This window comes from Leucobacter sp. UT-8R-CII-1-4 (genome assembly GCF_030010235.1).
In the GTDB taxonomy this organism is placed as follows: Bacteria; Actinomycetota; Actinomycetes; order Actinomycetales; family Microbacteriaceae; genus Leucobacter.
Genome location: NZ_JASCRS010000002.1, coordinates 454354 through 466485, shown reverse-complemented (window position 1 = coordinate 466485; position 12132 = coordinate 454354). Strand labels below are relative to the sequence as shown.

9 protein-coding genes and 1 tRNA gene are annotated in these 12132 nt (G+C 58.6%); 9 read left to right on the top strand and 1 reads right to left on the bottom strand.

What is annotated here, in order from left to right:
- Positions 1-82: 82 nt before the first annotated feature.
- The 7 genes from QBL02_RS07085 to QBL02_RS07055 all read left to right on the top strand — a co-directional run bounded on the left by QBL02_RS07085 (position 83) and on the right by QBL02_RS07055 (position 8214).
- A complete protein-coding gene (locus tag QBL02_RS07085; protein WP_282725753.1) occupies positions 83-1036 on the top strand; it encodes a Ppx/GppA family phosphatase in 954 nt (317 codons plus the stop codon).
- Between the two features lie 189 nt (positions 1037-1225).
- Positions 1226-2311, top strand: a complete 1086-nt coding sequence (locus QBL02_RS07080; protein ID WP_282725685.1) for a BMP family ABC transporter substrate-binding protein — start codon at positions 1226-1228, stop codon at positions 2309-2311.
- A gap of 95 nt (positions 2312-2406) precedes the next feature.
- Positions 2407-3939 (top strand): ABC transporter ATP-binding protein, encoded by a 1533-nt coding sequence (locus QBL02_RS07075; protein WP_282725683.1) that lies wholly within the window; start codon positions 2407-2409, stop codon positions 3937-3939.
- On the top strand, positions 3936-5192 hold the full coding sequence (locus tag QBL02_RS07070; protein ID WP_282725682.1) for an ABC transporter permease: 1257 nt from the start codon (positions 3936-3938) through the stop codon (positions 5190-5192). Before QBL02_RS07075 ends, QBL02_RS07070 begins: the two co-directional genes overlap by 4 nt.
- The gene (locus QBL02_RS07065; RefSeq protein WP_282725681.1) at positions 5189-6478 is read left to right on the top strand and encodes an ABC transporter permease; all 1290 of its coding nucleotides are present in this window, start codon (positions 5189-5191) and stop codon (positions 6476-6478) included. The genes QBL02_RS07070 and QBL02_RS07065 overlap by 4 nt, the downstream gene beginning before the upstream one ends.
- Before the next feature lie 12 nt (positions 6479-6490).
- On the top strand, positions 6491-6916 hold the full coding sequence (locus QBL02_RS07060) for a cytidine deaminase (RefSeq protein ID WP_282725680.1): 426 nt from the start codon (positions 6491-6493) through the stop codon (positions 6914-6916).
- Entirely contained in the window at positions 6913-8214 is a 1302-nt protein-coding gene (locus QBL02_RS07055; protein WP_282725679.1) for a thymidine phosphorylase, read from the top strand. Before QBL02_RS07060 ends, QBL02_RS07055 begins: the two co-directional genes overlap by 4 nt.
- Positions 8215-8357: 143 nt before the next feature.
- Here the strand turns inward: QBL02_RS07055 and QBL02_RS07050 are convergent, their stop codons facing one another.
- Entirely contained in the window at positions 8358-9836 is a 1479-nt protein-coding gene (locus tag QBL02_RS07050; protein ID WP_282725678.1) for a helix-turn-helix transcriptional regulator, read from the bottom strand.
- 160 nt (positions 9837-9996) lie between these two features.
- Here QBL02_RS07050 and QBL02_RS07045 point away from each other — a divergent pair, with 160 nt between their 5' ends.
- Both QBL02_RS07045 and QBL02_RS07040 read left to right on the top strand, forming a co-directional pair.
- Positions 9997-11799, top strand: coding sequence for a phosphoenolpyruvate carboxykinase (GTP) (locus tag QBL02_RS07045; protein ID WP_282725752.1), 1803 nt, complete (start codon positions 9997-9999; stop codon positions 11797-11799).
- 177 nt (positions 11800-11976) lie between these two features.
- Positions 11977-12050 (top strand) — tRNA-Leu (locus QBL02_RS07040).
- Positions 12051-12132: the final 82 nt, after the last annotated feature.

The window sequence follows — 12132 nt, the reverse complement described above, 5'->3', positions numbered from 1 at the left end:
CTTTCGAACGCTGTCCAGTATGCAGGACGGAACGACACAATGAACTCCGGGATACGTGCGAATGCCAGGTAAGATTTTCTGCATGCGCCTAGGAGTCATTGACGTCGGTAGTAACACTGTGCACCTGCTGATTGTTGATGCCCACCCTGGCGCGAGCCCCGTGCCGTACCACTCGCAGCGTGCGACGTTACGGCTTATGCGCTACCTCGATGAAGAGGGTTGCATTACCGAAGAGGGCCAGCAGTTGATTATTGGTGCGATTCGAGACGCGGTCGAAACCGTCGCTCGAATCGGCGTTGACGACCTTATTGCTACCGCCACCTCGGCTATTCGTGAGGCGCCAAATGGCGAGCAAGTGCTGGCGCGTGCTGAGCAAGAAGCTGGCGTGATCTTGCAGGTGCTCTCTGGCGAAGATGAAGCCAGAATTACAATGCTTGCGGTGCGCCGCTGGCTTGGCTGGTCTGCTGGCGAGATTTTGCTTTTTGATATCGGCGGAGGTTCTTTCGAGATCGCTCAGGGAGCTGATGAGTATCCGGACGTATCGCTTTCGGTTCCGCTGGGGGCAGGGCGATCCACTATTAATTTTCTTCGCGAGGATCCGCCGCCGCGTGAGGCGGTTTCGTTGCTTCGAGCGCACTCCCGCCAGGTGCTCACCGAAGCTCGCGACACTATGTTCAGTGATCGGCCTGCGCCGACTCGGGTTGTAGGCACGTCGAAGACCATCCGGTCTCTCGGGCGCCTCATCGGTGGTCCACCGAACCCGGTCACCGGAGAGCTTGCACCACTGCACTACACAGGTCTGCGCGAGTGGGAACCGACGCTACGAGAGATGCCTGGTTCCGTTCGCGAATACCTGCCGGGAATCACCCCGGAACGTGGGTATCAAATTCTTGCCGGGGCCATTGTGCTGCGTACTGCGATGAAGGTTTTTGGAGTGGAAACTCTGACGGTTTCACCGTGGGCGCTGCGTGAGGGAATCGTCTTGAGATACATCGATCAACTCGATGGAACCGGTGCTACACCACCGGGTGCGTAAATGCTCATGTGAGCAGGTATTCACCGGCGCATGAGCACCTAATCACGAAGGCAACAATTCATTCGGAACTGTTGCTTAATCGAGATATGATTTGGCGGTCTTCTGCTTGGGAAGTGCCGGCAGTCTGACCTATTTTGGAATCACGTATGCTTTGCTCGCGATTGGCGCGAGTAGATCACTAGGAGGAACGTGTTGAATACTTCAAGCAAGAGGCTCGTCAGCGGTGTCGCTGCTGCTGGCCTGATCGTAGGCCTCGCAGCGTGTGCACCCGCACCAGACAAGGGCGAGGGCAACGCAAACGCATCGGACTTCGTACCGTGCATCGTTTCGGACGCGGGCGGCTTCGATGACCGTTCGTTCAACCAGCTGTCATGGGAAGGCACCAAGAAGGCTGCCGACGAGCTCGGCGTCAAGCTGAAGCAGGCTGAGTCGAACAGCGAGACCGACTTTGCTCCGAACCTCGAGAGCATGGTTGGCCAGAACTGCAACGCAATCGTTTCGGTTGGCTTCGCGCTCTCGGCTGCAACCGTTGAGGCTGCAAACGCAAACCCTGACATCGACTTCATCCTTGTTGACGACGCTGCCGACAACGACTTCGATGGCAACAAGGACGCTGAGAACATCAAGCCACTGCTGTACGACACCGCGCAGGCTGCGTTCCTCGCAGGCTACCTGTCGGCAGGCTACTCGCAGGCTGGCAAGGTCGGCACCTTCGGTGGCATGGAGTTCCCAACTGTGACCATCTTCATGGACGGCTTCAAGCAGGGCGTTGACCACTACAACAAGGTCAAGGGCACCAGCGTTGAGGTTGTTGGCTGGAACGGCGACACCGGTTCATTCACCGGTGGCTTCGAAGCCAACCAGGAAGCTAAGTCGGTTGCGCAGAACATCCTCGACCAGGGTGTTGACGTACTGATGCCAGTCGGTGGCCCCGTCTACCAGTCGGCACTCCAGGCAATCAAGGAGTCGGGCCGCGACGTTGCGCTCGTAGGTGTTGACGCTGACCTCTTCCAGACCGACGAGAGCACCCAGGACTTCGTGCTCACCTCGATCCTGAAGAACATGGACATCTCGACCTACGAGGCTGTTATGTCGAGCGCCAACGGCGAGTTCGACGCTGAGACCTACATCGGCACCCTCGACAACGGTGGCGTGGGCATTGCTCCACTGCACAACTTCGAGGGCAAGGTCGACGCAGCTCTTATGACTGAGGTCGACGCACTCAAGCAGGACATTATCGGTGGCAAGGTGACCGTTAAGTCTTACCTGAGCTAACCGCTCATAGCGGGGGAGTGACCGGCAAACGCTGGTCACTCCCTTCGCGTTTTCTTCACTGCGTTATCCGCAATCTGACTACTAGGATCGAGCACATGAAGCTTGAACTTCGAGGCATCACGAAGCGATTCGGTGAGTTCACCGCAAATGATCACATTGACCTCACCGTAGAGCCGGGTGAAGTGCACTGCCTTCTCGGCGAGAACGGTGCCGGAAAATCCACCCTTATGAACGTTCTCTACGGCCTGTATCGCGCCGACGAGGGCGAGATTTTGCTTGACGACGAAGTGCAACACTTCGAGGGTCCAGGCGACGCGATGGCGGCCGGTATCGGCATGGTGCACCAGCACTTCATGCTGATCCCCGTGTTCACCGTTGCCGAGAACGTCATGCTCGGCAACGAGAGCACAAAAGCAGGCGGTGTGCTCGACCTCACAGCGGCACGCAAGCGCGTGCGCGAGATTTCAGATCGGTTTGGGTTCAAAGTTGATCCCGACGCGATCATTGAAGACCTGCCCGTTGGTGTGCAGCAGCAGGTTGAGATTATTAAGGCGCTCTCACGCGATGCAAAGGTGCTCGTGTTTGACGAACCGACTGCTGTACTCACCCCGCAGGAAACCGATGAGCTGATGAACACCATGCGTCAGCTCCGGGACGAGGGAACCTCGATCGTGTTTATTACGCACAAGCTGCGTGAGGTGCGTGAGGTAGCCGATCGAATTACCGTGATTCGCCTTGGCAAAGTGGTTGGCGAGGCACAACCAAGTGCAAGCAACGAAGAGCTCGCATCGCTCATGGTTGGCCGCGCGGTCGAACTTACCGTGCAGAAGGATGCGCCGAAGCTTGGCGACGTTGCCCTCTCGGTAGAAAGCCTGACCGTGACTGACCCCTCAGGCCTGGTGCTGGTCGACGACGTCAGCTTCGAGGTCCGCAAGGGCGAGGTGCTTGCCATCGCTGGCGTGCAAGGAAACGGCCAGACCGAACTCACCGAGGCCATCGTAGGTCTGCAGGCGAGCGCAAAGGGATCCATCAAGCTGAACCAGAACGAACTCATTGGTCGTTCGGTGCGAAACATCCTTGATGAGGGCGTTGGCTTTGTGCCTGAGGATCGCAGCGTAGACGGCCTCGTTAAAGACTTCAGTGTCGCAGAGAACATGATGCTCGACCGCTCACACGGTGCACCATTCGTAAAGACAGCCACGGTGCAACGTGGTCTGCTCAACGAATTCGCCAAGAGCAAGATCGAAGAATTTGATATTCGAACCCAGGGGCCAAGCCAGGCAGCTGGCAGCCTTTCCGGCGGCAACCAGCAGAAGGTGGTGATCGCACGCGAGTTGAGCCGCGACCTCAACCTATTTGTGGCGGCACAGCCAACCCGCGGTGTCGACGTTGGATCGATCGAGTTCATTCACAATCGCATTATTGAGACCCGCGACTCGGGTGTTCCCGTGATCGTGATCTCTACCGAACTTGACGAAGTAACCGCACTCGCCGATCGCATCATGGTGATGTACCGCGGGCGCGTCGTTGGGGTGGTACCCGGAAACACTTCAAGGGAGCAGCTCGGCCTGATGATGGCGGGCATGCACCCACATGAAACCGCTGAGAACGATGGAGCGCAGGCATGAGTGGCACCCTGGCGACAAAACCCAGCTTGGCACCCGACGAGACCCCTGAGGTGTCGAAGTGGCGCGAAGCTTTCACCAAGATCACCACGGGCAACGCGATTATCTCGCTGCTCGCAGTGTTCGTAGCAATCGTTGTTGGCTCGATCATGATCGCCTTCACCGACACCGATGTGCAGGAATCGGCTGGCTACTTCTTCTCGCGACCAGGCGACACTTTTGCGGCCATCTGGCAGTCGGTATCTGGCGCATACGTGGCACTGTTCAAGGGCGCGATCTACAACTTCGATGCTGACAGCTTCGTGAAGGGTATCCGCCCACTCACCGAGACCCTGAAGTTTGCGACTCCGCTGATCGCTGCTGGTCTTGGTGTTGGTCTTGCCTTCCGCGCCGGCATGTTTAACATCGGCGGCCAGGGCCAGATTCTGATGGCTGCAGCCGCTGCAGGCTGGGTCGGCACAACCATGACGATGCCGTGGCCACTGCACATGATCGTTGGCATTATCGCCGGTATGGCTGCGGCGGCGGTCTGGGCCGGTATTGCTGGCTTCTTGAAGGCGCGCACCGGAGCTCACGAAGTGATCGTGACGATCATGCTGAACCACATTGCCGCGTACCTGCTGGCCTGGATGCTTGCCACCCAGGGCGTGCTGCAGGCGCCCGGCTCAAAGAACCCAAAAACCGCGCCGATGGCAGAGTCAGCCGTGCTGCCGCCGCTGCTCGGACCGCAGTTCAAATTGCACATGGGCCTGCTGCTGGCTTTGATCGCGGTCGCGTTTACCTGGTGGCTGCTTGAGCGTTCGAGCCTCGGCTTCCGTTTCCGCGCGGTGGGGTTGAACCCGAACGCCGCGAAGGTGGCCGGTATCAACGTTGGGCAGACATACTTCTTCGCCATGCTGATCGCCGGTGCCCTGGTGGGTATCGCCGGGGTGAGCCAGGTGCAGGGTACGGTGCCTTCGGGCTTCGGCGGCGATATTGATGCCGGTATCGGCTTCGACGCCATTACTGTTGCGCTACTTGGCCGTTCATCGCCGCTTGGAATTCTGGCGGCCGGAGTGCTCTTCGGCGCGTTCAAGGCCGGCGGTTTCGCAATGCAGGCTTCGCAGGGTGTGCCGGTTGAGATTGTGCTTGTGGTGCAGTCGCTGATTGTGCTCTTTATCGCAGCACCACCGCTGGTTCGTGCCATGTTCGGATTGCCTGACCCAGAGCGCAAAGCGCGAAAGCTTCGCCGCCAGAAGAAGGAGGTGTCGGCATGAGCGCGACCGCAATTGTTCCCTCAGAGGGACCAGTGAGTGAAGACCTCCGACGTGTCACGGTCACCTCTTGGAAAGCGCCGATTATCTTCGGTATTTTCGCGGTGCTTTTCACGCTGCTGCCATTACTTGGCCCGCGTGAGGGTGTTACTACCTTCCGGCTAGCTGCAGGCCATGAGCTTTTCGCGCTTCCCAATCTTGTGGTGCCTGCTACGGCAACTGCATGGGGTGCTGCCATTGTGCTCCTGCTTTGCGCCGCGTTCTCTGCTCTGCTCGCAAAGTCTGGCAAGGGCTCACCACTTTGGCTCACCATCGTTTACGTGGTTGCACTTCTTGTTGGCTTCTTGTCGTGGGCTGCCGCGGGCGGCACCATCCCAATGATTGGTCTGCTCGGAGGCGCTCTCGCGCTCGCAACTCCACTGGTGTACGGCGCCCTTGGCGGCGTTATTGGTGAGCGTGTTGGCGTCGTGAATATCGCGATTGAAGCGCAGCTGCTCGCCGGTGCGTTTAGCGCCGCAGTGGTTGCTTCGATTACCAATAGCGCCTGGGCTGGTCTTGTCGCGGCAATGGTCGCGGGCATGCTTGTCTCGCTGGTACTCGGAGTATTTGCGATCACCTACTTCGTAGACCAGGTCATCGTCGGTGTGGTGCTGAACGTGCTGGTCGTTGGTGTGACCACCTTCCTCTTCAGCAAAGTGCTCGCTCCAAACTCTGCTGCGCTGAACTCGCCCGAGCCGTTCAAAGCTTTTGCGATTCCAGGCTTGAGTGAGATTCCGGTGATCGGTCCGGTCTTCTTCAGACAGACTGTGATCGTCTACCTGATGTACATCATCGTGTTTGGCGTGTGGTTTGCGATGTACCGCACTCGCTGGGGTCTTCGTCTGCGCGCGGTTGGCGAGCACCCTCAGGCTGCCGACACCGTCGGTATCAAGGTGGCTCGTACCCGCTACCTGAACCTGATGCTTGCCGGCGCAATTGCGGGTATGGGTGGCGCGTTCTTCACGCTCGCCTCGGTGCCATCGTTCAACCGTGAGATGACCGCTGGTGCAGGCTTTATCGCCCTCGCTGCGGTGATCTTCGGTAAGTGGGATCCGATTAAGGCGACACTTGCTGCGCTGCTTTTCGGTTTCGCAACAAACCTGCAGGGTGTGCTCTCGGTGATTGGTTCACCGGTGCCAAGCCAGTTCATGCTGATGCTGCCATACCTGGTGACAATCTTTGCTGTAGCAGGTCTGGTGGGTCGTTCACGCGGACCTGCCGCAGCTGGCAAACCATATAAGAAGTCATAGACGGAGGAACCCGTGTCGGACCAACTGATCGATTGGGTGGCGATCAGGCAGGCTGCGATTGCCGCGCTCGATCACGCCTACGTGCCGTACTCGAACTACCCGGTCGGGGCTGCGGCACTGACTGATGACGGCAGAATTGTAAGCGGCTGCAACATTGAGAACGCATCATACGGAGTCACCCTCTGTGCCGAGTGCGCAATGGTCGGTGATCTGCACATGGGTGGCGGTGGCAAACTTGTCGCCTTCGTCTGCGTGAACAAAGACGCCGAGACGATTATGCCGTGTGGCCGGTGCCGCCAATTGCTTTACGAACACTCGGCAGAGGGCATGATCCTCGATACCGTTTCTGGATTGCGCACAATCGATCAGGTGTTGCCTGACGCATTCGGACCCCGAGACCTTGAGGCAGTTGCCTCCCCCCGAAAGGACGAACGATGAGCGTAGAACCATTTGATGCAGTTGATGTAATTCGAGCGAAGCGTGACGGTGGCACAGTGCCAGAGCCAGCTCTGCGCTGGATGATCGACGCCTACACCCGTGGTTATGTGAGCGACGCGCAAATGGCCTCGTTCGCGATGGCGATTTTTCAGCGTGGCATGCAGCGCGACGAGATCCGTGTGATGACCGACGCCATGATCGCCTCGGGCGAGCGGATGTCGTTCGCCTCGCTCGGCAAGCCCACTGTCGACAAGCACTCCACCGGTGGCGTTGGCGACAAGATCACACTGCCGCTCGCGCCGCTTGTCGCAGCATTTGGTGTTGCTGTGCCGCAGCTTTCGGGCCGTGGTCTTGGGCACACTGGCGGCACCCTCGACAAGCTTGAGGCGATTCCCGGTTGGCGTGCTGCACTCTCCAATGAAGAGATCATGGCGCAGCTCGCTGGAGAAGTTGGTGCGGTTATTTGTGCTGCTGGCACCGGGCTGGCGCCGGCCGACAAGAAGCTTTATGCGCTGCGCGATGTCACCGGCACAGTTGACACGATCCCGCTGATTGCTTCGAGCATTATGTCGAAGAAGATCGCAGAAGGCACCGATGCGCTGGTGCTTGACGTGAAGTTCGGTTCAGGCGCGTTCATGCGTGATGTTGAAGACGCACGCGAGCTTGCCCGCACCATGGTTGCGCTCGGCAATGACTCTGGTGTTGCGACGACCGCGTTGCTCACCAACATGAATGTGCCACTCGGCTTTGCCATTGGCAACGCAAATGAGGTTCGTGAGTCTGTTGAGATTCTTGCTGGCGGTGGACCAGCTGACGTGCGTGAACTGACTGTCGAGCTTGCTCGTGAAATGCTTGCGCTCGCAGGGCAGCCCGATGCCGACGTTGAGGCTGCGCTCGACAACGGCAAAGCCATGGATTCATGGCGCAAGATGATTCAGGCGCAAGACGGTGACCCCGATGCCGCGCTGCCGGTAGCTCGTGAAACGCACACGGTTGTTGCTGCGAGCTCGGGCGTTGTCACCCGTATGGAAGCACTGCCGTTTGGTATTGGCGCTTGGCGTCTCGGAGCGGGACGCGCTCGCGCGGAGGACAAGATTGTGTTTGCCGCTGGTATCGACTTGCACGCAAAGCCTGGCGATACGGTTCAGGCGGGCGATCCGCTCTTTACTCTTTCTGCTGATGATGCTGCCCGTTTTGATCGTGCGCTCGAAGCTGTTGAGGGCGCCTGGACGATTGAGGCCGACGGTGTAGCTGACACCGGTGGTCCACTGATCCTCGAGCGAATCACCGCAAACTAGCTTTCGTCTCGGTTTGTTTCGTCAACTGCTCATCGGGCTTGACGAAATGGCCGGGTATCAAACGCCGAATGCGGCCGAAAATACTGAGGTATTTCGGCCGCATTCGGCGTTTTTGCGAGCGTATTAGCTGCCTAATGTGAGGTTTAGGCTTCTTCTGCCGGTGCGTGCATCGAGAGGAATCGATACATCTCGGCGTCTTCAACCCCCGGGAATGTGCCTGTTGGTAGCGGTGCGAGCACGTGTGCGTGCATACGTGCGCTCGCCCAAGCTTTGCCTTGCCAACGCTCAAGTAGGTCGCCGTCTGGTGCTTTGCAGCAGCTGGGGTCGGGGCAGGTTGAGTGTGTGCGCGCCGTTGCGTCGCGACCGCGGAACCACTTCGCATCATCAAACGGAACACCACAGGTGATGGAGAAGGCGCCCTCGGCGATGTCACCGATCTGTGCGCTTGACCAAAAAGTACCCTCGGGTGTGTCGGTGTATTGGTAAAACTCGCTCGTGCGGTTGGTCTGGTCAAAAGCAGTGCGGCCGGCCCACTTGCGGCAAATAACTTGCCCTTCGATGCCATCGGTTTCGTCTGTTGGCAACGGTAGCCCGTCGTTTTCATAGCCGCGCACCACCACGCCTGCCGCATCTAGACGGTAGTGATGCACATTGAGATCGAGGTGCCTTGTCGCGAGGTTTGTGAAGCGGTGAGCGGCTGCCTCATGGGTCACGCCGAACGCGTCTCGCAGATCCTCGATTGCAAGATTTCGTTCTTTTTTAGCCTGACTCAAAAACTCAACCGCACGTGACTCGGGCAACAAGCAGGCTGCTGCAAAATAGTTGATCTGTAGGCGTTGCTCTAGGAAATCTGCGTAACTTACAGGCCGCTCATGGCCAAGCACGCGGTGAGCCATCGCCTGTAATGCCAGCGAACGAAGCCCGTGCCCGCCGGGAATCGAAGCGGGTGGCAGATAGATGCGACCGTTTTCAATGTCGGTCACGCTTCGGGTATTTGGTGGCAGGTCGTTCACAAAGATCAGTGTGAAACCGAGTCGTTCGGCGAGCACTGCAACATCGCGGTGGGTGACCGCGCTCGTAGTGACGTGCCCGACACTGAGCATAAGATCTTCTGCGATCCGCTCGATGTCTTGCAGATAGTTGCCCTGGGCGCGCATCTTCAGTCGAATCTCGGTGTTTGCTCGGCGTGCTTCTTCCGGAGTAGCAGCAGCAGCGCGTGAGCGCCGGGCCAACTCCCGGTGCAGCCCGACAAGTGACTCAAGAGCCTCATCACTCAAACTGCGCGGGGTGCGAACGTGTGGCAGCTTGAGCTGCTGGTAATTCGGGGCCATTTGCGCTCGCTCAAGTTCTAGCTCAAGCGCGGTTCGAGCGTCGGGCGCCTCTTGAAGTAGCAAGATCGCTGGATCGACATCGAGCTGCCGAGCAATCGCTTGCAGCAACGACAAACGCGGTTCTCGCTTGCCGTTTTCTATGAGGGAGAGCTGGCTGCCGACAACGCCAACTCGCTCACCCAAGGCATCAAGGGTGAGGCCAGCGCGCACCCTAAAATGACGGATGCGTTTTCCCAGCAACATCTTGTGGAGAGAATCTTCTGAGGTGAATTGACGCGAATCAGGGCTCATATCTTGACTATACGGCAAGAATCCGAATTCTTTACAGTGTGAATTCACGGTTTGGACACCTGCTGTTCGCCCAGAATAGAAGTAATCCAGTTTTTACCAAAGGAGCGGCGACGGCATGGGCAGTGCATCGACTCTTGAAACTCCGGCAACAATTGCGGATATGGTGCGCGAAGGCGCAACAACAACGAACCCTGAGGTTCTGCAGTGGGTTACCGAGGTAGCCGAACTGACAAAACCTTCGGCTGTGGTGTGGTGCGATGGTTCGCAAGATGAATGGAACCAAATCACCGCAGAGATGGTTGAAACGGGCTCGTTGATCCCACTCAACAAAGATCTCCGACCAGGCAGCTACCTGGCTCGCTCGCATCCTGCTGACGTTGCACGTGTCGAGGATCGCACCTTCATCTGCAGCGAGAACGAAGCAGATGCCGGCCCAACCAATAACTGGCGGGCCCCAGCCGACATGAAGGCTGAACTCATGCCACTGTTCGACGGCAGCATGACCGGCCGCACGATGTACGTGGTGCCATTCTCGATGGGCCCAGTCGGCGGCGCCATCAGTCAGCTTGGTATCGAGCTCACAGATTCGCCATACGCAGTGCTGAACATGCGCATCATGACCCGCATGGGTCAGGCAGCGCTCGACGGCATCACGCCAGGCAGCGAATGGGTGCGCACCGTGCACTCGGTTGGCGCGCCACTGCTTGAGGGTGCTGAAGATGTCGCTTGGCCATGCAACGACACGAAGTACATCACGCACTTCCCAGAGACTCTTGAAGTTTGGTCATACGGGTCGGGCTACGGCGGAAACGCCTTGCTCTCGAAGAAGTGCTTCGCACTTCGAATCGCCTCAGTGATGGGCCGTAGCGAAGGCTGGCTCGCAGAGCACATGCTGCTGCTGAAGCTCACCAACACCGAGACCGGAAAGGCTTACCACCTCTCGGCTGCCTTCCCATCAGCCTGCGGAAAGACCAACCTCGCAATGCTGCAGCCAACCATTTCTGGTTGGAAGGTAGAGACCATTGGTGACGACATCGCTTGGCTGCGCCCTGGCCGTGACGGACGCCTCTACGCCATCAACCCAGAAGCGGGCTTCTTCGGTGTCGCACCGGGAACCGGCGAGTCAACCAACCCGGTTGCGATGGAGACCCTGTGGGGCAACACCATCTACACCAACGTTGCGCTGACCGACGACGGCGATGTTTGGTGGGAGGGCAAGACCGATGAGGTCCCAGCTCACCTCACCGATTGGCTGGGGGAGTCATGGACTCCCGAATCAGGTCGTCCAGCTGCGCACCCGAACTCGCGCTTCACCGCGCCGATTCAGCAGACACCAACCCTCGCTGACGACTGGTTTGAGCAGGATGGTGTGCCACTTGATGCGATCCTCTTCGGCGGACGCCGCGCGACCAACATTCCACTCGTTGCACAGTCGCTCTCGTGGCAGCACGGTGTGTTTGTGGGTGCAACGATCTCATCTGAGAAGACCGCCGCACAGGAGGGCACCGTCGGCGAACTGCGTCGCGATCCCTTCGCAATGCTGCCGTTCTGTGGGTACAACATGGCTGACTACTGGGGCCACTGGCTCGAGGTCGGCGAGAAGCTCGGTGACAAGGCGCCAAAGATCTTCCAGGTCAACTGGTTCCGTAAGGGCGCTGATGGTCGCTTCCTGTGGCCAGGATTCGGCGACAACTCACGTGTGATTGACTGGGTCATCCGCAGCGTTGAGGGCGAGCATGAGGGTCGTCGCACTGCGATCGGCACCCTGCCAGCCGCCGGCGAGCTGAACCTGAGTGGCATCGAGTCGGTCGAGTCTGAGCTTGATGAGCTATTCGCTATCGATCCAGCTTCGTGGCTGGCTGAGTGCGATCTGACCGAAGAGTTCTTCGCGCAGTTCGGTGACCGAGTGCCAGCCGCGCTGCAGACCGAGCTCAGCGAACTCCGTGCGCGACTGAGCGCATAGGGCGAACCCCTGAACGCTGACTAAGACTGTGAGCCCCGAGCGCTGCCCCGCTCGGGGCTCACTAATTTACCGCATTCTTTATAGCTCGGTCTGTGCCGTAAGCTGATTGTTGTCCGAGCGTGAGGCGCGCTCGGGAAGAGGGCGCGCGGAGCTATGCTTCGCTTTGAACGCCTTTGTCCCCCTATAGCCCAACCGGCAGAGGCAACCGACTTAAAATCGGTACAGTCTGGGTTCGAATCCCAGTAGGGGGACGTATAGAAAACGCCCATTTCTGGGCGTTTTCACGTCCCCGCGATCCCGTCTCGGGATCGTTTCGCAGGGGATGCCGCCCAT